This is a genomic window from Lentzea sp. NPDC036955 (assembly GCF_055608005.1).
In genome coordinates, this window is record NZ_JBVJRC010000008.1 from 247,773 (window position 1) to 272,896 (window position 25,124).

At 72.6% G+C, this 25,124-nt stretch carries 17 protein-coding genes; 7 read left to right on the plus strand and 10 right to left on the minus strand.

Features of this window, described 5'->3' with window-relative positions; genetic code table 11:
• Window positions 1-98 precede the first annotated feature (98 nt).
• Genes ACZ7CF_RS27970 through ACZ7CF_RS28000 form a run of 7 tightly spaced genes read left to right on the plus strand, consistent with a single transcriptional unit; the run spans window position 99 to window position 8,763 of the window.
• Window positions 99-1,280 carry a type III PLP-dependent enzyme domain-containing protein gene (locus tag ACZ7CF_RS27970; protein ID WP_360392035.1) on the plus strand — a complete coding sequence of 394 codons (1,182 nt, stop codon included), beginning with the start codon at window positions 99-101 and terminating at the stop codon, window positions 1,278-1,280.
• Window positions 1,280-1,519, plus strand: a complete 240-nt coding sequence (locus ACZ7CF_RS27975; protein ID WP_360392033.1) for an acyl carrier protein — start codon at window positions 1,280-1,282, stop codon at window positions 1,517-1,519. Before ACZ7CF_RS27970 ends, ACZ7CF_RS27975 begins: the two co-directional genes overlap by 1 nt.
• Complete coding sequence (locus tag ACZ7CF_RS27980) at window positions 1,516-2,598, plus strand: acyl-CoA dehydrogenase family protein (protein WP_360392030.1); 1,083 nt, start codon at window positions 1,516-1,518, stop codon at window positions 2,596-2,598. The genes ACZ7CF_RS27975 and ACZ7CF_RS27980 overlap by 4 nt, the downstream gene beginning before the upstream one ends.
• The gene (locus ACZ7CF_RS27985; protein ID WP_360392027.1) at window positions 2,591-3,532 is read left to right on the plus strand and encodes an acyl-CoA dehydrogenase family protein; all 942 of its coding nucleotides are present in this window, start codon (window positions 2,591-2,593) and stop codon (window positions 3,530-3,532) included. The genes ACZ7CF_RS27980 and ACZ7CF_RS27985 overlap by 8 nt, the downstream gene beginning before the upstream one ends.
• Complete coding sequence (locus ACZ7CF_RS27990) at window positions 3,529-4,083, plus strand: 4'-phosphopantetheinyl transferase family protein (RefSeq protein WP_470370953.1); 555 nt, start codon at window positions 3,529-3,531, stop codon at window positions 4,081-4,083. Before ACZ7CF_RS27985 ends, ACZ7CF_RS27990 begins: the two co-directional genes overlap by 4 nt.
• On the plus strand, window positions 4,080-6,500 hold the full coding sequence (locus tag ACZ7CF_RS27995; protein WP_470370954.1) for an AMP-binding protein: 2,421 nt from the start codon (window positions 4,080-4,082) through the stop codon (window positions 6,498-6,500). The genes ACZ7CF_RS27990 and ACZ7CF_RS27995 overlap by 4 nt, the downstream gene beginning before the upstream one ends.
• Window positions 6,490-8,763: a condensation domain-containing protein gene (locus tag ACZ7CF_RS28000; RefSeq protein WP_470370955.1), complete on the plus strand. Its 2,274-nt coding sequence runs from the start codon at window positions 6,490-6,492 to the stop codon at window positions 8,761-8,763. The genes ACZ7CF_RS27995 and ACZ7CF_RS28000 overlap by 11 nt, the downstream gene beginning before the upstream one ends.
• Here ACZ7CF_RS28000 and ACZ7CF_RS28005 read toward each other — a convergent pair.
• The 10 genes from ACZ7CF_RS28005 to ACZ7CF_RS28050 are packed head-to-tail and all read right to left on the minus strand — an operon-like array spanning window position 8,728 to window position 25,118.
• Window positions 8,728-9,360 carry a GTP pyrophosphokinase gene (locus ACZ7CF_RS28005; protein ID WP_360392015.1) on the minus strand — a complete coding sequence of 211 codons (633 nt, stop codon included), beginning with the start codon at window positions 9,358-9,360 and terminating at the stop codon, window positions 8,728-8,730. The genes ACZ7CF_RS28000 and ACZ7CF_RS28005 overlap by 36 nt on opposite strands.
• A 16-nt stretch (window positions 9,361-9,376) precedes the next feature.
• Entirely contained in the window at window positions 9,377-12,502 is a 3,126-nt protein-coding gene (locus ACZ7CF_RS28010) for a hypothetical protein (protein WP_470370956.1), read from the minus strand.
• A complete protein-coding gene (locus ACZ7CF_RS28015) occupies window positions 12,499-13,461 on the minus strand; it encodes a hypothetical protein (RefSeq protein WP_470370957.1) in 963 nt (320 codons plus the stop codon). The genes ACZ7CF_RS28010 and ACZ7CF_RS28015 overlap by 4 nt, the downstream gene beginning before the upstream one ends.
• Window positions 13,458-14,369, minus strand: a complete 912-nt coding sequence (locus tag ACZ7CF_RS28020) for a MoxR family ATPase (protein WP_360392008.1) — start codon at window positions 14,367-14,369, stop codon at window positions 13,458-13,460. The genes ACZ7CF_RS28015 and ACZ7CF_RS28020 overlap by 4 nt, the downstream gene beginning before the upstream one ends.
• Window positions 14,366-15,592, minus strand: a complete 1,227-nt coding sequence (locus tag ACZ7CF_RS28025) for a toll/interleukin-1 receptor domain-containing protein (protein ID WP_458431058.1) — start codon at window positions 15,590-15,592, stop codon at window positions 14,366-14,368. The genes ACZ7CF_RS28020 and ACZ7CF_RS28025 overlap by 4 nt, the downstream gene beginning before the upstream one ends.
• On the minus strand, window positions 15,589-17,697 hold the full coding sequence (locus tag ACZ7CF_RS28030; RefSeq protein WP_470370958.1) for a DUF4231 domain-containing protein: 2,109 nt from the start codon (window positions 17,695-17,697) through the stop codon (window positions 15,589-15,591). The genes ACZ7CF_RS28025 and ACZ7CF_RS28030 overlap by 4 nt, the downstream gene beginning before the upstream one ends.
• Entirely contained in the window at window positions 17,694-18,767 is a 1,074-nt protein-coding gene (locus tag ACZ7CF_RS28035) for a TRAFAC clade GTPase domain-containing protein (RefSeq protein ID WP_470370959.1), read from the minus strand. Before ACZ7CF_RS28035 ends, ACZ7CF_RS28030 begins: the two co-directional genes overlap by 4 nt.
• A complete protein-coding gene (locus tag ACZ7CF_RS28040; RefSeq protein ID WP_470370960.1) occupies window positions 18,764-19,768 on the minus strand; it encodes a phosphotransferase family protein in 1,005 nt (334 codons plus the stop codon). Before ACZ7CF_RS28040 ends, ACZ7CF_RS28035 begins: the two co-directional genes overlap by 4 nt.
• Entirely contained in the window at window positions 19,765-21,966 is a 2,202-nt protein-coding gene (locus ACZ7CF_RS28045; protein WP_470370961.1) for a hypothetical protein, read from the minus strand. Before ACZ7CF_RS28045 ends, ACZ7CF_RS28040 begins: the two co-directional genes overlap by 4 nt.
• Window positions 21,963-25,118 carry a tubulin-like doman-containing protein gene (locus ACZ7CF_RS28050; protein WP_458431067.1) on the minus strand — a complete coding sequence of 1,052 codons (3,156 nt, stop codon included), beginning with the start codon at window positions 25,116-25,118 and terminating at the stop codon, window positions 21,963-21,965. Before ACZ7CF_RS28050 ends, ACZ7CF_RS28045 begins: the two co-directional genes overlap by 4 nt.
• Between the last annotated feature and the right edge of the window lie 6 nt (window positions 25,119-25,124).

Genomic DNA, 25,124 nt, shown 5'->3' on the forward strand with positions numbered 1-25,124 from the left:
AGTTGAGGGCGATTCGATCATGTGTTGGTGGTACTTGCAGACGCCCTTGGCAGCAGCGGGGGTGGGCGGGGCTCACGGCCGAGTGCTCAGGGGGACGCGTGGCTGAGTACGTCTACGACCTGGACGAGGTGCGGCGCTGTCACGCGCTGCTGCGCTCGTCGCTGCCGGAACCGAGCGAGATCTACTACTCGCTCAAGGCCAACCCGCACCCGCTGGTGGTGCGGGCGTTGCGGGAGCAGGGCTGCCTGGCCGAGGTGTGCTCGCCGGGCGAGCTGCACGTGGCGCTGGAGGCCGGGTTCACCGGCGAGCAGCTGCTGTACACGGGTCCCGGCAAGCGGGACGAGGACCTGCGGGAGGCGGTGAAGGAGGGCGTCACGCACTTCTCCGTCGACTCGCCGTTCGGCCTCGACCAGCTGAACGCGCTGGGCGTGCCGGTGCGGGCGATCGTCCGGATCAACGACGAGCAGCCGGTGCCCGGCCACGGCTTGACGATGACCGGGGTGCCCTCGCAGTTCGGCGCCGACCTGACCTGGGTGCTGCGCGACCCGGCGGCGTTCGGCTCGCGCGAGCACGTCTCGGTCGCCGGCTTCCACCTGTACATGGGCACGAACATCAGCGACGAGGACGCGTTGCTGAACCAGTTCCGGCAGGCGGCGCGCACGGCCCGCCGGCTCGCCGACGAGACCGGGCTCGCGGTCGAGGTCCTCGACCTCGGCGGCGGGTTCGGGGCACCGTTCGCCAGGTCGGGGGAACTGCCGGTCTTCCCCGGCCTGGCGGACGGCCTCGCCGACCTGCTGGACGAGACGTTCCCCGGCTGGCGGACCGGTGCGCCGGTGGTGGCGTTCGAGTCGGGCCGGTACCTGACGGCGACCTGCGGGACCCTGCGCACGCGGGTCCTCGACGTGAAGTACTCGCAGGACCGGCCGGTGCTCGTGCTGGAGTCCGGGGTGAACCACCTCGGCGGCATGTCGGGGCTGCGCAGGCTGCCGCCGATCGTGCCGGACGTGCAGACGGCCCAGGACGACCCGGCGCGGTCTCCGGTGCCGGACACGATCGTCGCCGGCCCGCTGTGCACACCGGTCGACACGTGGGCGCGCGCCGCCGAGGTCGCGCCGGTGTCACCCGGTGACGTGGTGAGCGTTCCCAACGTCGGTGCGTACGGGCTTTACGCCTCGCTGGTGGCGTTCCTCGGACATCCGCTGGCCGACGAGGTGGTCGTGGACGGTGGTGTGGTCGTCGACGAGTCGCGGCTGGAGATCAGACGAGAGAGGGGTTTGTAATGGACGCTGAGTTCCCGGCCGTGCTGCGGCCGTTCCTGAAGTACGCGGGTGCGGGCACCATCACGCCCGAGTCGTCGTTGCGCGATCTCGGACTGGACTCGATGCGCGCCATCGAGCTGCTGTTCGCGATCGAGGACAACTACCGGGTGTCGCTGCCCGACGAGCTGCTGACCGACGCGACGTTCGCGACCGCGGGCAGCCTGTGGGCGGCGGTCGACTCGTTGCGGGTCGCGTCGTGATCCCGGCGCTGGAGAAGGTCCTCGCGGTCACCGCCGAGCACGCCGGCCGCTGCGACGCCGATGCGGCGTTCCCGGTGGAGGCGCTGGAGGCGTTGCGCGACAGCGGGTTGCTGGCGCTGCCGGTCGTGGGGTCGGTGCGCGACGTCGTGGACGTGACGCTGCGGCTCGGGCGCGAGGACATGTCCGTCGCGATGATCTACGCGATGCACTGCCAGCAGGCGTTCGCACTGGTGCGGCACGCGCCCGCGCTGGTGGACCGGATCCGGTCCGGCCGGGTGTACCTGGCCTCGGTGACCACCGAGAAGGGCAAGGGTGGACACCTGCTGTCGTCGGAGTCCACCGTGGACTGGGTGGACGGCGCTCTGCGGATCGACCGGGACGCGCCGATCGTGACCGGCGGCGTGCACGCGGACGCGTTCCTGGTGACCGTGCTGGCACCGGACGCGACGACGCCGACGCAGGTGTCGCTGGTGTACGCGGACCGCTCGCAGCTCGACGTGGTCGAGGTGCACGGCGGCTGGGACCCGCTGGGCATGCGCGCCACCCACAGCGTGCCGATGCGGCTCGCCGGTGTCGTTCCCGCCTCCCAGGTCGTGGGCGCACCCGGTGGGTTCCGCGACGTGGTGGCGGCGACCTTCGGGCCGCTGGCGCACCTCGGCTGGGCGGCGGCGTGGCTGGGTGCGGCGTCGGGCGCGTTCTCCCGCGTTCTCGGACTGGTGCGCGGGTCGTCGCGGCAGTTCGACCCGTCGTCGGAGCTGCTGCTGACGCGCGTGGCGCGGATTCGCGAGCGGCTGGACGTGGTGCACGCGTTGCTGCAGCACACCCTCGACGCCGACTTCTCGGTCGGCGCCGGGCAGATGCTGGTGAACACGTTGAAGGTGCGGGCAGCGGTCGAGTGCTTCGCCGCGGTCGACGAGATGGTCGAGCTGGTCGGGCTCCGGCACGGGTACATGCGGTCCTCCGACCTGGAACGGGTCTTCCGCGACCTGCGCTCGGCGTCGTTGAACTACTCGAACGACCGCCTGCTGCTGGCGAACGGCGCGCTGGCGTTGCTCGATCGGCAGGTGCGCCTTGCGTGATGCGTGGCTGGAGCTGGACACGAGCACGGCCGACGTGTCCGCATTGGACGGACGCCACCCGGTCGGGGTGGTGCTGGCCTGCTGCGTCCAGCTCGCCACGGTCCTGCCGCTGCTGCGGGACAACGGACATCCGCTGGCCGGCGCGGTGGAGGCCGGTGACGCGGTGGTGGCGCTGGCCGCGACCGACGACGTGGGCGCGGGGTCGGACCTGATGTCGATGGGCACGACGGCGAAGCTGTCGGACTCGTCGGTCGCGGTGTCGGGCGTCAAGCGGTGGATCACGAACGCCTGCCACGCCTCGCACGCGCTGGTGCTGGCCCGGCACAAGCCGGTGCGGCACTTCACGAGCTTCTGCTGGGTGCTGGTGCCCCTGGACGCGCCGGGCGTGCGGGTGACACCGGAGCCGACGTCGCTGTTCGACGGTGCGGGCATCGGCGCGATCACGTTGGACGAGGTGGTCCTGGACCGCTCCGCCCTGGTCGGGCCACCCGGACGCGGCCTGGCGTCGTTCGCGGTGCAGGTCGCCGCCGAACGCCGCGCGGGCGCCCTGTGGGCGGTGGCGCTGTGCCGGCGGGTGCTGCGGGACGTGCGGGCCCGGCTGGGCTCGCGGGCGCTGGGGGAGGGCGTGCTGTGGGACAACGCGGCGGTGCGCGAACGCTTCGCGCGGTGCGTCGTGGAGACGTGGCGGATGGCGGCGGTGTCGGCGGCAGCACCGGACATGGCCTCGGCGATGGCGTTGAAGGTGGCCGTCGCGGACGGGCTGGACGTCGTGCTGCGGGAGTGCACGCAGCTGCTGGGCGCGGACGCGTTCACCCACGGCGGGATCGCGGAGCTGCGGGCGGCGGTGGCGATGTTCGGGATCGCCGGCGGTGCCGTGGGGGCGATGCTGGCGGGCGTGGCGGACCACGCGGACGACCTGCTGGAGGTCCGGTGAGGGTCGCGGTCGCCGCCGTCGGCGACGTCACCCCGCACGCCGTGGACGTCCAGGCCGCGGCCCACCTCCCCGCCGTGCGCGCCCGCGAGTTCGCCGCCGCCAGGGGCCTGCTGCGCAGCCTGGTCGCCGAGCTGGGCGAGGGGGAGATCGCGGCGCGCGACAGCGGGCAGCCGTACCTGCCGGACCACCCCGACCTGGCCGTCAGCCTGGCGCACGACGGCGGGTACGTCGCCGCCGCGTGCCGGCGGGGCAGGGGACTCGGGGTCGGCGTGGACGTGCAGCTGCCGGTACCCGCCTCGGACGGGTTGTTGCGGCGGTGCGGGGTGGCGGAGCTGGCGGAGTTGCCGGAGGGGGAGCGGGACTTGGAGTTCGCCTGGGTGTGGACCGTGCAGGAGGCGTGTGTGAAGGCGACCGGCGAGGGCCTGTCGGGTCGGCCGTGGTCGATCCCGGTGGCCCGCGGGCAGGCCAGCGGGACGTGGCGCGGCGTGCGGTGGAACCGGCTGCGCACCAGCGCGGTACCGGTGAGCGTGGCGTTCCTGGAGGCACCGTGATCACCGGGCTGAGCTGTTACACGACGAACCTGGTCGCCTACCTCGCCGGTGAGTTCGCGGGCACCGAGGCGACCTTCGCCGAGTCCGTGCGGCTGGCGGTGCGCACGGACCTGGACGAGCTGGCGTTCTCGCACCACCGGTACCCGCTGAACCGGCTGCCGGACGGCACCCAGCTCGCCTACGCCACCGGCGACCCGGTCAGGGGCATCACCGACGAGCTCGAAGAGCACGGGCGCTGCCTGGTGGTCACCGACAACGCCAAACTGCCGTGGTCGCCGAGCAAGACCCCGGCGCCGCACTGGGTGCTCGTCGAACGCCGCCGGCAGAACCGCTGGTACGTGCGCGACGGGTTCGCGGGCCTGCTCGCGGACGGCGAGCAGCACCCGTTCGCCGGCTGGCTCACCACCGAGCAGCTGCTCAAGGCCATGCACCCGGACGACTGGACGCCCGAGCAGAGGCTCAGGAACGAGCACGTGTTCGGCTTCCCGCTGCACCAACCCGACGGTCAGCTCTGGCTCAGAAGAGAACGAGGACCCGGTGTCACGCCCCACCTCGACGGCGAGTGGCTGCGCACGGACGAGGAGGTCCTGCCGTTCCTCGCCGACCGCATCACCGAACGCAACCTCGACGACCTGTGGACCGCGGCGCAGCACCGGGCGTTCCGGCACCGGCTGCTCGGCCACACCGACGCGGGCACGGCCTGGGAGGGCCTGCCCAAGGCGCTGCGCTTCGCCGTCGACTCCGCACGCAGGGGCCGCCCGCGCGCGTCGCTCGTGCACAACACCCTGCGTCACCTGCTTGAGCTCGAAACCGATCTCGTCCCGGAGGCAACCGTGCTGACCACCCGCTCGCTCTACGACTGGTTCCACGCGTCCGCCCAGGAGTACCCGGACAACGTCGCGATCGAGATGTCCAGCGCCACCCTGACCTACGCCGAGCTGCAGGAAGCCGTCGAACGGGTCAGCGCCGCCATGCTGGAGAACCTCGGCCACGCGCCGAAGCGGGTCGGGCTGATGACCTCGCGCAGCCTCATCGGCTACATCGCCTACCTGGCCGGGCTGCGGCTCGGTGCCACGGCGGTCGCGCTCAACCCCGCCGCGCCCGCGGTCCGCAACCTCGGCATCACCGAGGACGCCGCCGTCGACTTCACCATGATCGACGACAGCTCCGGAGAGGGCCTGGAGGAGTACCGGGCCAACGCGCGGGTGCCGCTGTTCGACATGACCGGCGACCGCTGGCGCAAGTTCCTGTTGCCGGACAACGAGATCGCCATCCCGGACATCATCCGCCCCGACCTCGACGAGGGCTCCTACGTCGTCTACACCAGCGGTGCCACCGGCAAGCCCAAGGGCGTCCCGGTCACACACACCAACGTCAGCTGGTTCCTGGCCGAGGTCATGAAGCGCTACAAGCTCAGCCCGGACTGCCGCGTCGCGCAGACGTTCGAGATGTGCTTCGACGGCTCGATCCTGTCGATGTTCGGCGCGTGGGGCTCCGGCGCGACCCTGGTCGTGGCCGAACGCGGTGACGTGCTCACGCCGGTGAAGTTCATCAGCGGCAAGCGGCTCACCCACTGGATGTCCGTGCCGTCGCTGATCTCGTTCGCCAAGCGCCTGCGCGCACTCGCCCCCAACAGCATGCCGACGCTGCGGCTCAGCTCGTTCGGCGGCGAACCCCTGACCGTGGAGCAGATCGAGGCCTGGACCCAGGCCGCGCCGAACACCGCGGTGATCAACTGCTACGGCCCCAGCGAGGCCGCCTGCATCGTCACCGCCTACGAGGTGCCGGCGAACCCGGAGGACCGGATCGTCACCTCCAACGGCTCCGCGCCCATCGGCACCGTGTTCGAGCACCTCGACTACGTGCTGTTCAACGACGAGTTCGAGCCGCAGGAGGACGACGGCGAGCTGTGCGTGCGCGGCTCGCAGCGGTTCCCCGGCTACCTCACCGAGAGCGAGAACATCGGCCGGTTCGTGGCGTGGAAGGAGGGCGAGACCCGCGGCACCCTCTACGACGGGACGAGCCCGGTGTCCGACGACCTCTGGTACCGCACCGGTGACCGGGTCCGGCTGGAGAGCGGCGAGCTCGTCCACATGGGACGGATCGACCACCAGGTGAAGGTGCGCGGCAACCGGGTCGAGCTCGGCGAGATCGAGTCCGTGCTGCGCCGCCACCCCGGCGTCGTCGAGGCGGTCGTGCTGGCAGTCACCGCGGCGGACGGCGAGATCGACCTGCACGCGTTCCACACGGGCGCCGAGGTCGGCGAGGACGAGCTCATCAGCCTCACCGACACCCTGCCGGTGTACATGCGGCCGCGCGCGTTCCACCACCGCGCGGACATCCCGCTGACCGACATCGACAAGGTCGACCGCAAGCGCCTCCTCGCCGAGTTCCTGGAGGCACAGGGTGTTCGTTAGTCCCGCGACCGCGATGCAGGAGTCCGTCTGGTGGATCCACCAGCGGGCCCGCAACAAGTCCCTCTACAACCTCACCTGGCGGCTGCTGTGCGACCGCACGCTCGACGTCGACCGCCTGCGGTCCGCGTGGCAACGCCTCACCGACCGGCACGAGGCGCTGCGCACCGCCGTCCAGCGCACCGGTGACCACATCACGCTGACCGTGCACGACACCCGCACGGCCCGCCTGCACGTCGTCGAGGTCGACCACGGCGACGAGGAGCTGGCCCGCCTCATCGCCGAGGAGGTCCAGGAACAGCCGATCGACCTCGCCGACGCCCCGCTGGCACGCTTGACGTACGTCCGCATCGGCGACCGGCACGAGCTGCTGCTCACCGTCCACCACGTCGTGCTGGACGGCTGGGCGATCCAGCTGCTCGTGGCCGAGCTGTCGGTCGCCTACGAGGGCGGCGAGTTCGACGACGAGCCCGTGCCGTTCACGATCTACGCCGCCGAGCAGCACGAGGCCCGCGCGAGCGGCAAGTGGGACAAGTCGCTCGACCACTGGCGGTCTGCACTGGACGGTGCGACCGCCACCACGGTCGCCGCCGACCACGCCGGCCGCTTCGGCGTCGGCGCACCCGGTGTCGTCATCCGGCACACGCTGAGCGCGCAGGCGAGCGCCGGCCTCGCGGCACTCGCCAAGGCGTCGTTCGCCACGCCGTTCGCGATCATGCTGGCCGCGCTGGAGGCCGTGCTCGCCCGCACCGCCGGTGCCGACATCAGCGTCGGTGTCGTCGCCGCGAACCGGATGAGCGTCCGCGACCAGGCACTCGTGGGCTACACGGCGAACCTGTGCGTCGTGCGGGCGTCCATCCAGGACACCGACACCGTCGCGCAGGTCGTCACGCGGGCCCGTGACGGCCTGTGGCAGATGTTCGCGCACCAGCACGTGCCCTACCCGGCCGTGTTCGCCGCGCTGCCGGCGGCCACGCAGGCGTCGCTGACCGACGCGTCCCCGCTGCTCGTCAGCTACCTCGGCCAGATCGGCTTCGACCTGAAGCTCGGCGACGTCGGCCTCACCTGGCTCGCGAGCCCCAACCGCGCGGCCCGCGCCGACATGTCCATGTCGTTCGCCGAGGTCGACGGCGGCCACCGCGCCGAGGTGGAGTACAACACCGGTCGCTACGACCGCGACACCGTGCTGCGGCTGCTCGACGACCTCGACACCGTGCTGTCCGCCGACCCCGCGCTGACCGTCGGCGAGCTGCCGATCCGGACCCGCGCGGTCACCGGCCACGTCGAGACCGAGGTCGTCGAACACCAGGCACTGCCCGCCGGAACCGAGTGGGAGGTGATCGCGGAGGAATGGGCCGCGCTCGTGGAGGAACCGCCCACCGGTCCCGACGCCGACTTCTTCGCCTCCGGCGGCCACTCCCTGCACGTCGTGCGGCTCCTCGCGGCCGTGCGCGACCGGCTCGACGCCTCCGTCGACATCGCCGACTGGCTCGTCGACCCCACCCCGCGCCGGCTCGTCGCCCAGCTGCAGAGCACCGGCGAACAGGCCGCGCCGAGCACCCTGGTGACCCTCCAGGACGGCCCCGGCACGCACCTGCACCTCGTGCACGGAGCGGGCGGCGGCGTCCAGGACTACCGCGACCTCGTGGCCGCACTGCCCGACGACTGGCGCGTCACCGTCTCGCAGGAGGTCGAACCACTGCCCACCCTGCCGATGATGGCCCGCGCCTACCGCACCGACCTCGACCTCGCGGGCCTGCGCCCGGACGTGCTGGCCGGTTGGTCGATGGGCGGCCAGATCGTGTTCGAGATGACGGTCCGCGACCCGCAGCCGCCGCTGGTGGCCGTGATCGACTCGACCCCGCCGATCAACCAGAACTACCCCGAGGGCATCGAACGCGAGTGGTTCCAGATGTTCGGCCGCAACCTCATGGCGTCGTTCGGCGTCGAGGGCGAGTTCACCGACACCCTGGTGATCTCCGCGCGCCTGGCCCAGGCGGGCCACCACGTGCCGGCGCACGTCCTGGACGAGCGCTGGGAGGTCTTCCTGCGCCACGCCCAGGCCTCGGCCGCCTACCGGGCCCGCGGACCGCAGCAGACCCGAGCCGTGGTCGTCGCCGCGGACCTGCTCGACAGCCAGCTCGACATGTGGGCGAGCCTGACCGACGCCACCACGCACCGCATCGACGCCGACCACTACGGCGTCCTGCGCGGCGAAGCGGCCCGGCAGCTAGCGGTCGTCCTGGTGGATGCGGCGGTGCAGTGACTCCATCCGCTCGTCCAGCTGCGCGGCGATCAACGCCGACGACATGAGCTCGTCGACGAAGTCCGCCGGCGGCCGGTCGTCGTACTTGTAGAACAGCTTGTGCTCCAGCGTGGCCCAGAAGTCCATGGCGATGGTCCGCAGCTGCACCTCTACCTTCACGTGCTCCACCCGGTCCGACAGGAACACCGGGATCCGCACGATGAGGTGCAGGCTGCGGTACCCGTTCGGCTTGGGCACCGCGATGTAGTCCTTGGTGAGCAGCACGTCCACGTCGTGCTGGCGCGCCAGCATCGCCGACACCCGGTACACGTCCGAGACGAACGGGCAGACCACCCGCACCCCGGCAATGTCGTCGAGGTGGTCGCCGATCCGGTCGGGGTCGAACGGCACCCCCTTGCGCCGCAGCTTCTCCAGGATGCCCTCCGGCTTCTTGACCCGGTTCGTGATGTGCTCGATCGGGTCGTGCCGGTGCACGGAGTCGAACTCCTCGCTGAGAATCCTCAGCTTGGTCATGAGCTCTTCGATCGCGAACTTGTAGACGAGCAACCTGCGTTCGAGGTCGCGCAGCAGGCTGAGGTCGTCGGCCAGGTCGGTCACGGCTCCAGGGTAGCGATCACACCGACCCGCCCTCCCACTGGTCACGCAGCGCAACCGCCGCGGCCAGCTCGTCCTCTGCCCGCTTGTGCCGCTGGTAGAGGCCTATCGCCTCCTCCAGCGCGGACAGGTCGCCGGTGGTGCGGGACCGGTCGACGAGCACGCCGGCGAGCGCCAGGTCGAACCGTTCGGGTGATGCCTGCGCGGCCTGCCGGTACAACGACACCGCCTCGTCCAGGTCGCTCGCCGACCCGGTCCACCGCCACCGCCCAGCCAGTGCCGCGGCGTAGCGGTGGAGGTGGGCCCACTTGTTGGCGGCGTGGAGCCGGGCGGCCAGTGCCACCGCCTCCTCCACCGCGGACAGCGCGAGCTCCGGCTCCCCGGCCTCGCCCGCGCGTTCGGCGAGGTTGACCAGCGCCTCGCAGAGCTCCGGCTCGTACTCGGCGCGCCGCACCCCGGCCAGGTCGCGCAGGATGCTCACGGCCTCCCGCACGTCGCGCAGGGCGTGCCCGGTGTTGCCGCTGCGCGCGCGTTGCCTGCCCAGGTTCGCGAGCGCGGAGGCGAGGGCGGAGCCTGGCTCGTCCCGGCGCTTGACCTGGAGCGTCCGCAGCCGCGACTCGGCCTCCTCGGCGACCGCCAGCGCCTGCTCGGACTGGTTCAGCTCGCCCAGCAGCCCGCTCTGCAGGACCAGCGACTCGCACAGGCCGGTGGTGTGCACGCGGGGTTCCCGCACCACGAGCCTGCGGTACCCGTCGGCGGCCTTCGCCGCTGTCGTGAGGGCCGCCTCCAGCAGACCGGCACGAGCCTGGCTGCGCGCCAGCCGCAGGTCCAGCGGCGCGTCGCGCTCCGGACTCGGCGCACCCTCCGACCGCAGGTGGCCGACCAGCGCCAGCTCCAGCCGCACCACGGCCGGGTCGAGGTGCACCTCGCGCTCGTCCGGTGGTGGCAGAGCGCCGTGGATGCGCTCCAGCAGCTCGGTGTCGGCGTTCGCCAGCGCCGTCATGATCGCCGCCGCGCCCGCGCGGACCAGCAGCTCCGGCCGGGAGTGGACGATCGGGTTGAGGAAGCCGGTGGCGAGCCGGCGGAACCGCGCCGACGCGTGGGCGAGCGCGGCCATCGAGTGCGGTTCGACGCCGGGGTCTTCCGGGAACGTGGCCGTCGCGATCGCATCGAGCAGCCGCACCGCCCAGGCCGGGTCGACGCCGAGATCGGCGTCCTGGTCCACCAGGACGCCCGCGAGCAGGTCGTCGGCGAGCTGGCACGGGCCGAGCGGGTCGAGCGCCTCCTGGTCGAGCGGGTAGAGCCGCTCGTACGCGGCGAGCAGCGGTCGCCAGTCGTGCTCGGCGTCGATCAGCTCGAAGTGCAGGCACAGGTCGCGGGCCGCGCCCACGTGCAACGGCCGCAGCAGGGTCGCGAGGAACACCAGCGCGGCCAGCTGCCCGTCGTGCTCGGGTGCCCGCCGGGTGCGGAAGACGTGCTCGTGCCGCAGCACCAGCTTCGCCGCGCCCGCGTAGCCCCTCCTGGTCTTCCTGGTCAGCGCGTCCAGCGCCGCCGCCACCGCGACGAGCTCGACGTCGTCCTGCGACGTCCACGGACCGCGCGGGTCGCGGGCCGGGTCGAGGTCCGCCGACATCGCGTCCGCCATCACGTCGATCGCCCGCCGGTACAGCTCAGTGCGTTCCCGCGGCGGGTCGGCGTCGAGCCGCTGTGCCGCCCAGTGCACGTCGGCGGCCGGGAACGCCCGTGCGACCGCGTTCCACCACGACCCGGCGTCGAGCGACAGCAGCAGCACCCTGGTCCGCGCCGACCCGTCCAGCAGCGCCGCGAGCATGCCCCGCAGGTGCTGCGGGTGCCACGAGTCCGCGCGGTCCACCACGAGCAGGACGCCCTTCGGCCCCGGCTGCGGCTTGTCCGACCGCAGCCACTGCGCCGCCGCCGGGTCCTGCCGCCCGCGGAACACGTGCCAGCCCTCTCGTTCGCCCGCCGCCGCGATCTGGGTGGCCAGCCGGATCCGCTGCTCCTCGGTCCAGCCGTGCAGCAACCTGACCGCGCAGACCTCCTCCTGCGCCAACCAGCCGTGCAGCTTCGACAACGCGCCGGGGTCGGCCGGGATGGTGTCGAGCACCCTCGTCAGCAACGCCACCGGCTGGCCCGCCCGCGCCCGCTCGCCGGTCTCGAACCGCACCGGCTGCAGCCAGAACCGCGCCGGCTCGCCCTGGGCACCCTCGACCTGCACGAGCACGGGCGAGGCCTGCACCCGGTCGCCGACGGCCTCGGGGATGTCGAAGACCCGGCCGTCCAGCGTGCGCAGCCGGACCGGGCCCGGTCTCACCGGCCGGAACGGCGGTGACTGCCCGATGAGGTGCCAGTCGCCCTCGCTGTTGCCGTACTCGACCAGCTCCACGAGGGGCGGCACGTGGTGCGGCAGCCGGATGGTGACCCCGCCGTCCACGCCCTCGCCCAGCACGAGCGCGCCGTCGTCCCAACGCACCCCGACGCACCGGCGCATGGTCGAGTCGTCCTGCCCGTGCGCCACCGGGATGAGGATCTCCTCGATCACCCGTGCGTCGACGTGCTCCGGCTCCGCGGTGATGTCCTCGGACCGCGTCCTGCGCGCGTTCAGCACGGCGTGCCAGCCGTCGGTGCTGCGCAACACCTCCCGCGGCAGCCGGTGCACCGCGTCGGCCACCCAGCCGGCCACGCCGTCGCGGCCCTGCACCACCATCGCCTTCGACGCGCGTCGCAGCAGCGCGCACGCGACGGTGAACCCCTCCTCGCCGCCGGTGCACGCGTGCCAGGTGACGTCCTCCTCCAGCGCCAGCGCGGGGGAGAGGTTGCGGTGGCTGCGCAACATGATGGCGCGCAACGTCTCCAGCGCCGCCTCGTCGTAGCGGGCGAGGCGGTCGCGCAGGAGGTCGAGCAGGTCCGAGCGCAACGCCACGACCTGCGGCTGGCGTGCCCCGACCCAGTCGCTGAACCAGAAGTCGGACTCGGCACCCACGTCGAGGTGGGGCAGCACGCCGAGGCGGACCGCCCTGACCAGCTCGGCCTCGATCCGGGTGGCGGTGCTCAGCGCGACGGCGAGCTGCACGTCCGGGGCGACGCTCGGGCGGTCCAGCTCCTCGCGGAGGCGCTCGCGGATCACGACGTCCGCCCCAGCGCCGCCCGCACCGCCCCGACGGTGGTGACCCGGTCCCAGCTCACGACCGGCATCAGCGAGGTCAGCCACCCCGGCCACCGGTCGCGCGGGAACGGCACGAGCGCGACCACCCGGCAGCGCCGGCGCCGCAGCCAGCGCACGTAGGGCTCCCAGACCTCCTGCTCGGCCCGCCCGCGGCGGATGCCGAAGCCCGCGAGCACCAGCACCGCGCGGTCGGGAGCGGGGTGGCGGTGGCCGCGCTGCATCCGGCGCGGTGAGCCGGACAGCACGCTGACCTCGGTGAGGGAGGCGCCGATGACGCTGTTGACCACGCCGACCAGCGCCTGCTGGTCGCGCCAGAACAACGACATGCCCTCCGAGCGGTCCATCAGCACGTGGGCGCCGAAGCGCAAGGTCGGGTGGGCGAGGCGGGGCAGCTCGCTCACCGCCCGCGCCGACGCCAGCTGCTCGACCAGGGCGGGCACGTCGACCTCGGTGTCCGGCATCCGGCGGGAGAACAGGGCCTGCACCACCGCGGAGGTCGAGGCGCGGCGCAGCAGCGGTTCGTGCGGTGGCCGGCGCAGCAGCTGCTCCGGGCTCAGCACGGGCAGGTCCGGCACCGGCAGCCACGGGCGGTCCGGCTCGCCCTCGTCGTCCCACGAGACCTTCAGGCCCACCATGGGGTCCTGCTCCGTCCGGTACGACGGCGGCTGCTCGAAGTCGCCGAACCGCCTGCCGGTCTCCTCCGCCTCCGGCATCCGCGTTCGCACGTGCTCCTCCGGCGGCGGCAGGGGCTGCGGTTCCGGTGGCGGCGGGGCAGCGTCCTCGGCGACCGGCGGTGTGCCGTGCTCGATCCCCAGCAGGCGCTCGATCTGCCGCACCAGCGCGGGATCGGGCTCCCGGCCCGGCGGCGTCTCGGCGGCGACCGCCCTGACGAGATCGCCCAGCCAGGCCGCCGCCGTCACGGCGACCACCCCGGCGCGGCACCGGTGCCCGCGTCCTTCTCGAAGATCATCTTCAGGATGGGGTCCAGGTCGAGGTGCGTCGTCGACTCGATGCCCTCGCCCAGGCAGGCCCGGATGGCGTCGATGAACTCGGCGGTGCTCGGCTGCCTGCGCTGGTCGGCGCGCGCCTGCTTGCGGGCGTCCTGGAGCTTCCGGATGAGGTGGTCCAGCGGGTACCTGCGGTCCCTGCCCACGTGGCTCTCGGCGATCTTGCGCAACGTCGGCTCGTCGTGCGGTTCCAGCTCGTGGACGACGCACCGCCGCACGAACGCCGGGGGCAGCTCGCGTTCCTGGTTCGACGTGATGACGATCAGGCACCGCGGGTCCGCCACCTCCCGCACCTCCCTGGCCTCGCTGAGGTCGGTCACCGTGAACAACCGGTCGGCCAACGGCACCAGCAGGCTGTTCGGCACGTCCGGGTCGGCCTTGTCGATCTCGTCGATGAGCACGACCGCGCCCGGCCGCCTGCGCTCGCCGGTGTTCCAGGACGGGTGCGGTTCCTTGGCCCGCTTGAACGTCAGGGCGCTCGCCCGGTCGAACGCCCACCACAGCACGCCCGGCGTGACGTAGTCGTCGTCCCGCCAGTCCCGCACCTTGAGCTGCGCGTCGCCGAGCCGGCGGACGCTGTCGAACGACCACAGCAGGTCCCTGGCCGAGGTGCGCGCGGTGACCACGTGCTCGTAGTAGCGCAGGTCGTCCCGGTAGGCGATGTTCTTGGCCAGGCTGGACTTGCCCGACCCCGGCGCGCCGAAGAGCAGCAGCGGCCTGCTCGTCGCGGTCGCCACCCGCACCGCGAGGTCCAGCCCCGGCGGCCGGACGTACCTCTTGCCGTCCGTCTCGACCTGCGTCGTGTCCGTTCCGGTGCTCATCGGCCCGCCTTCTCGATCCTCAGGACCTCGCGGATCTTGTCCATGGCCTTGTTCGCTTCGAGCTCTTCGCGGTGTTCGATCACGACGGTGCCGTAAGGACCGAGGTGCTGGTCGAACTTCTCACCGACGGGGTCGGTGCCCGGATCGACGACGAGCACCACCACCACGTCGGGCCACAGGTCCCGCACCGCTCGTGCGGTGTCCAACCTGGACCGGAGGTTGCGACCGGCCTCCAGCACGATGTAGTTCTTCACGTCCTCCTCCCACTGGTACTGGTCGCCCAGGTGCAGCGGGATCTCGCTCGGGTCGCCGACCGGAACGTCCCCGCACGGCCGGACCTCGACGTTCTCCTCGTCCCAGCAGGTGGCCCGCCGGACCAGGTGCACGCCGGTGTCGACGCACACGCCGGGCCGCTGCGCCTTCGGGACCGGGTTGCCGGTGCTCAGCACGCACACCTGCGACGGCGTGTGGGGCGGGATGCGGCGGGCGAGCGACGACTCGATCCAGCTCGGTTCGATCAGCTCGGCCAGCATCGCCCTCGACTCCGGGCGCAGCCGCTTCACCAGGTCGTGCTTGAGGAAGACGAACAACGCCTTGACGACCTTGTGCAGCCGCGACTCGAGGATGCGGTAGGCGAGCCTCTCCCGCGGCAGCAGCGGCGGGAGGTCTCGCACGGGGTCGAACCTGCGCAACGCGTTCGCGAGCATCCGTTCGTCCTCGGGCAGGTAGTAGGCGATGCGCTGCACCCAGGACATCTCCTCCGGGGTGAGCGCGGCCATCACCTCCGTGCCCAGCAACGTCCCCAGCTCGTCGAGCACGACCTGGCCGTCGTCGCGGACCACGATGTTGTGCCGGTCCCGCACCAGTTCGGTGAACTCCTCGCACCCGGCCTCCTCGACGTCGGCGCGGGTGAGGCCGATCAGGACCGGGATGACCCGGAAGTCCCGGCCGCGGTCGATCATCTGCCGCGTCTCGCGCCTGACCCACTTGCTGCGCAAGGCGTTCTCGTCGAGCAGCACGACGCCGACGTTGCTCTCGTTGACCACCTCCCGGATCCGCTCCTGCCACCGGTCGCCGAGGTGGAGGAACTCCCGGTCGGCGCGCACCCGCCAGGCCGGCAGCGCGTCCCACTCCAGCAGCTCCTCCAGCAGCCGCGCCGCGACCCCCTCGGGAGCGGGCGAGGTGCTGTGGCTGATGAAGACGTCCCACCGCAGGTCGGTCATCGCTGGTCCTTTCCGGCCGCGGACGGGGTGAGCTGCGCCACCCAGTCGTCGTTCTGCTGGGCCAGCACCCGCTCGCACTCCGCGACGAACAGGTCCTGCGCCGCCTCGTCCGGCTGGTCGGCCAGCGCGGTGAGCAGGCGGTGCAGGTCGGCCGCGGTGCGCCGGTACCGCACGACGAGGTGCTCGTAGCCGGTGAGCGTGATGTGCGCGGTGATGGCACCCGCGATCGTGGTGAACACACCGATCCACAGCACGACGTGCCCGCCGACGACCGCGCCGACCGCCGCCAGCACCGTGGCGGCGACGCCGAAGCCGAACTCGGCGAGCCGGGCCCGCTTCAGGGAGGTCTCGTACCGATCCGCCTTCGAGACGTGGTGGGCGATCTGGTCCTGCACCCGCAACCGGGTGTAGGTCGTGATGCCGGTGATCCCGGGCGACTTGGCAGCGGTCGCCGCGGTGGCGATCGGCAGGAGCTCGTCGACGTGCCGCCTCAGCCGCTGGTCCGCGTCAGCGCGCCGGTACGGGTCCGCGCCCGCGAGGTAGCGGCACACCTCGGACTTCAGCGACTCGGAACGCCGGCGCGCGTACGTCCACTGCTTGCGCTCCTCGGGTTCCAGCTGCTTGCGCATCCAGGTGCCGATCGCCACGACCGCTGCGGTGGCACCCGCGACGAGCGCCGCTGCCCAGCGCGGCCCGGTGGTGAGCTGGGCGGCACCGACCGCACCGACCGCACCGGACAGCAGGCAGCCCAGCACGATCAGCCGGAGCGCGACCACGTACCTCTTGTGCTGCCCGGCTTTGCGCGACCACGCCTCCTGCTCGGACCACGCCCGCTCGACGAGCCTCGCGTCCACCGGCGGTCTGGCCGGCGGCGGTCCCACCGGTTCCGGCGGCAGGTGGTGGATGCCCTGCTCGGCCCGCCAGCGCCGGGCGAGAGCCCGGTCGAACCCGGTGACACCGCGGGACTCCAGGTAGTCGACGATGAACGCGACGAGCGTGCGCGGCACCGCCACGTCCTCGACCCAGGCGAGCACCTGGTGGTCCACCGCCGAGGCGTCGAGCGCGTCGAGCAGCCTGGTCAGCCGTTCCAGCCGCCGGTGCAACGGGTCGTCGCTGTGCAGGATCCCGGCCAGGGCGTCGCCGTCCACCACCGCGACCGCGGGTCTGCGCGGTCCGGTCCTCGGCAGGCCGGTCACCTCGGCCGGCGCGGTGGGCCCGGCCGGTTGGAGCGGCCGGACCGGTGCGGTGGGTCCGGCCGGCTGGAGCGGCCGGGCCGGTGCGGGCGCCTCGTGCCGGTCAGTCATCTCCACCACCTCCACCACCTCGGTCACCGGCTCGTCCGGCACCGCCGCGACCGCCGTGGTGGTCGCCGGCACCTGCTGGCCGTTGAGCATCGCCCGCGCCTGCTTCGTGGTGTGGTCGCCGGACCGCACGTCGTCGTTGACGTCGATGCGCACCCGTCCCTCCTGCGGTTCGACCAGCGCGGTCGGCCGCTCGGCGAGGAACACGACCCTGGGCAGGTTCGGCTTGTCCTCGTCGCTCTTCTCGTAGGTCGAGAACGTCCACTCCTGCTCGGGCCACAGCGACCGCAGCCGCCAGACCACCGGCAGCCGCAGCTCCTCCGGCACGCCGATCACGCTGAAGGAGCTGTCCGGCCTGGCCAGCACCGCGGTCGCGATCGGCACCAGCACGGGATCGTCCAGCTCGAACGGCCGGGGGCCAGGGAAGTCGGCCGGGTCCGGCTTCGGCAGCTGGAGGCTGACCGGCCTGTGGTCCAGCCAGCGGTCCCACCCGACCAGGCGCGGCAGCAGGTCGTTGATCGCGGCGCGGTCCCCGATCACCGCGTGCGCCACGTTGCGCCCCACGTCACCGGGCTGACCGGAACGGCGGACCAGCGCCGCGGTGCCGTCCGCGAACGCGACGTGCGTGAACGACGCGCGCGGCGGTGGTTTGCCGCCCGGCTCGCTCAGCAACCGCGCGTAGAGCATCAGCTTGCCGTCCCAGTCCTGCCAGCTGTCGTTGTCCCGCACCGGGAACGACGCGGAGTACAGGCTCATGCCCTTGCGCTCGTCCGGTGCGAAGACGAGTTGGTCGAGGTCGCTCACCTGCCCACCTCCGCCGCTTGCGGGTGCGCGACCAGCCCCGCCATCGCGAGCAGCGCGAGCAGCGGCCGCAGCACCCTGGCCGGCCGGACGCCGCGGGGGAACGTGTTGTTGTCGTCGGCTTCGGCGCCGGTCGCCGACACGACGTGCAACGTGCTGCGGTGGAACCGCTCGAACACGTCGAGCATCGGCCTGGCCTCGTGCCGGTCCAGGAACGCGTAGACGTCCCTGCTCTCGGCGCGGAACTGGGCCGCGTCCAGCGGTTCGCGCAGGTCGTCGCGGCGGATCCAGTGATCGATCGGAGCCTCGTAGCGCAGCTCGTCCGCCTTGGTAAGCACCACGGCGACGGGCAGGTCGCGCGCGTCCTCGCGCCGCCCGATCCGTTCCAGCGCACCGGAGAACGCCGGGTTCGTGCTGACCCGGCCCGCGCCGTGCAACGCCGGCACCGCGCCGGCCGGGTGGTCGACGAACATCAACGCCGTGGCGCCCAGCACGAACTGGCCGCCCAGCCCCTGCGGCCCGGACGTGACGAAGTCCTCACCGGCCACGTCGAAGAACACCAGCGGCCTGGTCGGTCCATTGTTGCTGCGCAGCAACAGGTACGTGGTGACGTCCTCGTTGAGGAACTCGGTGGCCTCCAGCTTGTTGCCGAGCATCAGCTGGTCGATCTCGCGCTGGAACGCCGAGTGCCGCAGCTCGTCGGCCGGTTCGAAGACGAGGCCGTGGTGGCGCAGGTCGCCGCGCAACGCCTCGTGGATCATGCTGGCCAGCAGGTGCGTCTTGCCCGACCGGCTGCGCCCGACCAGCCCGATGACCACCGGCGTGCCGTGGTCGCGGTAGGAGACGGGCAGGTAGTGCTCCTTGTTCTCCTTGCTGGTGTTGGGGCACCGCACGTAGCAGCGCGCCCGGCGGTCCTGCTTCTTCACGGGGTTGTTGATGTGCGAGAGGTCCGCGCGCACCCAGCGCGCGCCACTGCTGTCGACGACCCGCCGGTACAGCTCGTCGTCGCACCAGGAGAACAGCTCCAGGCAGATCGGGCACTGCACGCGGGTGGACTCGGGAGGCGTCGTCATCGGGTGACCACCAGCGCCACGACCACCGCGACCGCGAGGAACACCAGCAGCGCCAACGGGAGCAGCGGGACCGGCTTGCGCTCCGGGCGGGGCGCGAACCGCCTGACCGGTGGTGGCGGCGGTGGCTGTTGCTGCCGGGGACCCGTCACCTTGACCGGCCGCAGGGTGTCGAACCGGTCGTAGCCCGCCCGCATCAGCGCCGTCGTGTCCGTGGGCGGGAGGAGCGGGTCGCGGTCGTTGAGCCGCTCCAGCACCTCCAGCGCCGTCGGCCGGTCGGCGGGGCGTGCCGCGAACACCCCGCGCAGCAGGGTGGCCAGCTGCTCCGGCTGCGCGGTGAGGTCGGGCACCGCACCCAGCTCGACCCGTTTGCCGGTGACGAGCTCGTACACCATCCGGCCGGCCGCGCGGACGTCGTCGCCGGTGTGCGCGACGGAACCGTTGCGCGACAGGCCGGAACGGGTCGGCTCGCCGGGGTTCACCGCGTGCTCCAGGTTCACCAGCTGGGCGGTGGCGCCGTCCCAGCACAGCGACGCGAGCCCGACCGAACCGTGCACCAGGTCGACCGCGGCGAGGTGGGCCAACGCCCGGAACACGCCGACCATGAACCGGCGCCGCTCGTCGATCAGCAGCGTGCGCGGGCTGCCGTCGAGGCACTTGCCGACGTGCGGTTCCAGCAGGACGAACGGGGTGCTCGAGTCGAAGTCGTACCCGACGATCCTCGGCAGCTCCGGCACCGGTCTGGGATAGCGCGCGTGCAACCGGACCAGCGCCCTGATCTCGTTGTCCAGCAGCATTTCCGCGATCGACGCGTCCAGCGGGTTGCCGGTGAGCGGGAGCGAGCGGCGCAGCAACGTGGTGCCGTCGTGGGTCTTCACCCGGTGGGTCACCAGGGCCGAGTCGCCCGCAGGTTCCGGTTCCAGCACCCGCACCAGCCACGAGGCGGGGCGGCCTGCCGGGTCGCGGCCGGTCAGCGTGTCGAAGTTGGTGCCGGCGAAGGTCATCGCGGCTCTCCCTGCTCGTGCGGAGGTTCGGCGTGCTCGGTCACCGCGTGCACCCTGGACTCGACGTACCTGGCGAGGATCGGGGTCAGCCGCAGCGCCCCGACCGCGTCGCCCCTGGTGCGGACCACCTCGCCGGTGTCGGCGGGCGGCAGGTCCATGTCCGCGGAGGCGAAGTGCAGCACCACCGCGCCGTCGGCCTGCAGCAGCCGGATGTCCTCGGCCGCGCAGAGCTGGGTCATCCGGCTGCGTTCGGTGAGCAGGAGAACGCGCCTGCTGGCGTCGGAGCTGCGCCACAGCGTCGCGGCGAGCCGGCGGCGCGGTCCCTCGTCGGTCACGAACGGCGGCAGCTCGCGCAGCCCGGCGTGGTCGAGGTGGTCGTTGTAGCCGGACATCAGGTCCTGCGCCCGCAGGAAGGCGCGGTGCGAGTCGCCGGACAGCGGCATCTGCGAGGCGATCTCCTCGAACGACGGCCGCAGCACCTCCAGCGCGATGGCGACCAGGTCGTGGTGCAGCACGTCGGCCAGCCCCGCCGAGCTGTCACCGCTCAGGACCTGGCCGCCCTCCTCGCGCCGGTCGCGGATCACGTCGGAGAACACCCCGGACACCGCGTCCAGCCCGCCCGCGACCACCAGCAGCGCGTCCGCGAGCCGGCGGTTGCGGTCGGCGGGCAGCCACCGGTCCTCGATCGTCCTCGTCACCTGCTCGGTCAGCTGCCGGGTGAGCGCGGCCGCCCTGCGCACCGGCACCGCGGCCGTCCACGCGTCCACCGCCCGGTTCCAGCCCAGCACCACGGCGACGACCGCCGAGACGCCGAGCCCCGCCGCGACAGCGGCACCGGCGGCGGCGCCGGGGGACGGCACCGCGCGGAGGAACACCCCGGCGGTACCGCTGACCGCGGCGACGAGCGCGGTGACGGCGAGCTGCGGTCCCGCGGCGGGCGAGCCGGGCGCGCGGGCGAACAGCAGCGCCACCAGGAACAGCCACAGCACCGCGAGCCCCGCGGCGGGCCACCAGCTCATCCCCGGCAGCCAGGAGGCCAGCAGGCACGTCACGAACACCACCGGGAGCAGGTGCGCCATCGGCGTGGGCCACGGCCTGAACGGCGGCGGTGCGGTGAGCCCGCGCATCCACGTCGCGGCGTCGGCGTCCACGACCTCGCCGGTGACCGCGAGACTGCGCGTGGCGCCGAGCTGGTTGCCCAGCCCGCGGGCCTGGTCGGCGAGACCGGGCAACGTCCTGCCACCGGCGAGCTCGGTGGTGACCGCCTTGCGCAGCGAGTCCGCGAGCTCGACCGAGTTCACCGGCGCCGGTGACGGCAGGCCCTGCGCCACCAGCTCCGTCGGCGGCGGGTAGCCCTCGGCGAGGCTGGAGTCCACGTCCTCCAGCACCCGGCGCGTCAGCCCGTGGTACCTGGCCACCGCCTCGCCGGCGTCGGCGAGGCGGCTGAGCACCACCCGGTGGGTCCTGCCGGTGCCGAGCAGCCCGCCGAGGCCGCGCAACGCGTCCACCGCCCGCGACGCCGCGGCCACCCGGTCCCGAGCCGCCGTCATCGCCTCGTGCAGCGGTGATCCCGGTAGCACCGGCACGGTCTCGCCATCGGTCGCGCCGCGCACCACGGACGCGAGCTCCGTGGACTCGCGGTCGTGCAGCCGCGCCGCCACCCCGGTCGCGACGAGCTGCCGCAACGCCCGCAGCTTCAACGCCCGCGTCAGCCCGGGCTCGACCGCCGCGTAGTCCACCGCGACACCGGGGTTCGCACTCTGGTGCGGCATCCTGCGCACCTCCTGCAGCACGCGGTCGAACACCCCGGGGAACCGCAGCGCGGCGAGCAGGTCGTCCACGGTGGACTCACCGCGGCCGGCGCCGGGAGGCTGCGACCCGCCCTCCCACGGCACCCCCGGAGCGTCGTTCACCCACAGCGTCACGCCGACCCCGGTGAGCGCGGACGGCATGCGCAGCACCGGGCCGTCGCCGTGGTCGAGGGGACCGACCGCGACCAGCACGACACCGGTGACCTGCGGCAGCCGGGCCAGGCGCTCGTACCACTCCGGGTGCGTGCCCAGCGCGTCGGTGGTGTCGACGACGAGGACGCGGCTGGACGGGCCGAGCTCACCGGCGTTGCGGCGGCGCAGGTTGGTCGCGTAGGACCGGCCCTCCGGCGTGCGGAGGTCGAGCGTCATCACGGGATCGGGGTTCACGGGCGCAGCCACTCCGGGTCGCGGGCGACCCACTCGCGCAGGTCCTGCAGGTTGTCCTGCAACGGGTTGTTGACGCCGCGGAACGGCAGCCGCAGGGCGCTGGAGAGGGTGTCCTCCCAGAACTCGCGCAGAGCGTGCAGCCGGCGGATGCCGCTCTCGCCGGACCGCTGCCGCAGCTCCTCGTCGACCATGTCGAGCTCGCCGGCCGCCATGCCGACGATGCGGTCGTAGAGGTTCGAGGGTTTCGACGGCCTGCTGTCCACCCCGTTCGGGGTCGAGGCGATCAGCTTGGCGCAGAAGTCGCGGCGGATCTGCTCGTCGTCGGTCAGCACCCACGCCTCGTAGGCCGACAGCACGCTGGCCCAGCTGGACATGCGGCCGAACGGTTCGAGCGGCAGCTTCATCGTGGCCTGCGCGCCCTCGCCGAGCCGCACCAGGATCGCGGTGGGGGAGTCCTCGTCGCCCTCGACGGCGATCTGGTCGTTCCAGGCCGCGCACAGCAGGTGGTGCAGGATGCGTTCGCGGTGCTCGGGGATCGTGGCCAGGTAGCCGAAGTCGAAGCCGAGGCGTTGGCGCCAGCGCAGGAAGTCCTGCTGCTCCTCGTTCTTCAGCGCGTCGGACCAGTGCTTGAGGACCTCGCGGACCTCGGGCACCTCGGTGAGGCCCATGGAGCTGCGGAACAGCACGACGGTGATCGACTCGGCGGCGATCGGGCGGAACTCGACCACGGCGCCGGTGCGCGGGAGCGTGACCTCCTGCTGCAGGTACTTCTCCAGCTCGAAGTCCTTGGTGCCGGCGGGGTAGCTGAACAGGATGCGCATGCGGCCGGTGCCGCTGGGCGCGAACCCGCCGGGCACCAGACCGGCGAGCTTCTCCCTGAACTGCGCCAGCTCGTCGTCGCCGACCGCCACGCCGGGCTTGCCCGCCGCCGCGGCCAGGAGGTCCTGCAGCGCGGGCAGCAGGGCGCGGTGCTGGCCGTCGCGGTAGGAGAACAGGCGCTTCACCGCCTGCTTCACGCGGTCCTTGACGTGCGCCACCGCCAGGGTCGGCCCCCGGCCGTCGAGCACCATGTCGTAGGCGTGCTTCCAGCCCTCCTCCCCGAGGATCTCGGTGACGAGGTCGCCGGGGGTCGCCGTCGGGTGCAGCTTCCCGCCCTGGTGCACGTAGAAGTCGACGAACCGGCGCACGACGGCCTGGTAGAAGGGCTCCAGGTCACCCTGGCGCGGCAGCAGGTACGTGACGCCCACGCGCTGCTGGTAGAGCTCGCGGGCACGGGCGGTGAAGCGGCGCTCGCTCTGCCGTGCGTGGTCCTCGAAGGCGTTGACCAGCGACAGGACCTGCTGCTGCACGGCCTTGAGCTTGAGGTCCCAGCGCACGGCCTGGTCGTTCCACGCGGCGTGCCAGACCCGGCGGGCCCGCCACGCGTACCACTCGTCCTGCCGGGCGAGTGCGGCGCGCACCGGCGGGTCGGAGAACTGCAGCTTGCGCAGGAACCTGCCCTTGATGTCGGCGGAGGCGGGCGGGTTCAGCGTCATCCCCGGCGGTGCCAGCGGTTCGCCGCGGCGCAGCTCCAGGATTCGCGCGAAGCCGAGTGCGCTGGCCTCGTCCGAGAGGCCGTCGTGGCCGTTCAGCACCCGGCGCAACCGGAACAGGTCGATCTCGCCCAGCAACGACTTCACCGCGCGGCCTGCGTCGAAGGTCTGCACCAGGTCCGGGATCTGCCGGGACAGCTGCTGGTCGAGCGTGCGCAGGCCGGACTCCATCGTCCTCGCGCGGGTGGCCAGCGCGCGGGTGATCGCCTCGGCGCCGGACACCGCGGAGACCTCGTTGATCGGCACGGGTGCCCGCAGCCGCAACGGGTCCAGGTTGGACTCGGTGAAGAACCGCTCGATGAAGGACGAGTTGTTCTCCGCCTGGCCGGAGCCCGGCTCGTCGAGCTCGTTCACGGCCGCGGCGAGCAGCCGGGCGCTGATGATGTCCGCGATGTCGTCGACCGGCACGGTCATCGACGCCACCGAGCTCGTCGACACACCCCGGTTGCCGATGCCGGTCGGTGCGGGCACCTCCCGCTCGACGGCGCTGTTGATGAAGCTGTCCGCGAACGACATGTACGTCTGCGCGATGGCCTGGCGGCCGCCGTCGCCGTCGGTGCCGAGGTCGGTGCCGATCAGGGACAGCACCAGCGACACGATGGAGCGGTGCAGGTCGTCGCGCTGCACCCCGGCGCCCTTGCCGAACAGGAACGCGGTCTGCACGGTCGAGGCCCGCAGCCGGATCTCCTCGCGGTCCGGGTACCGCACCGACAGCGTGCCGCTGATGCCGGAGCTGTCCAGCTCGGTGCCGGCGACCTGGGCGTTCTGGTCGTCGACGAGCCGGAAGAGGTCGAGCAGCGAGCGGCCCGCGTTCAACCGCGCGGCCCGTCCGCCGCCGAGGCCCTCGTCGAACGCGGACGGCATGAGCACCAGCGGGAAGATGCGGGCGCGGTAGTCCTGGTGCGCGAAGACGTCGCCGATGAGGTGCAGGAAGTCGAAGAAGATGCCGCTGCCGGTGCCGCCCGCGACCGAGAACGCCACGAAGACGTCGCACGACAACGACCTCTTGCCACCACCGAGCAGGGCGAGCTCGCCGAGCGAGTTGTTGATCGCACCGACCGCCTTGCGCAACGGTGCCTGCGCCGCCGACGTGCCACCGCGGAACGTCTCGAACAACGCCGCCCTGCCCACTGTCGGCAGCTGCCCCGCGCCCCGCGCCAGCGGGCCGATCCGCGGCTCGCCCAGCGGGGGCGGCAGCCAGGTGTCGACGAGCTTCGGGGCGGCCAGGCGCAGGCTGCGCGCGACCTCGGGGTAGGTGTCGTGGTGCGGCACGAGCTCCCGGACGAGGTGCATCGTGCGTTCCGCGGCCGGCAGGTACTCGGGGTCGGGCACCACCCGGCGTTCCAGTGCCCCGAACTCGTCCTCCGACAGGTCGGCGTAGACGAACTGCAGGCACGACGGCAGCTGGTAGGGCAGGAAGTTCTTGCCCTGCATGCGGTGCTGCAGCTCCGTGCCGTCCGGGCCGCAGAGCTCCTCGCGGAGCCTGCGTTCGAGCTCGGCCCCGACGCGACAGCCGGTGCCACCCAGTCCGACGTACATCATGGGCTGGTAGATCTGCATCGTGGT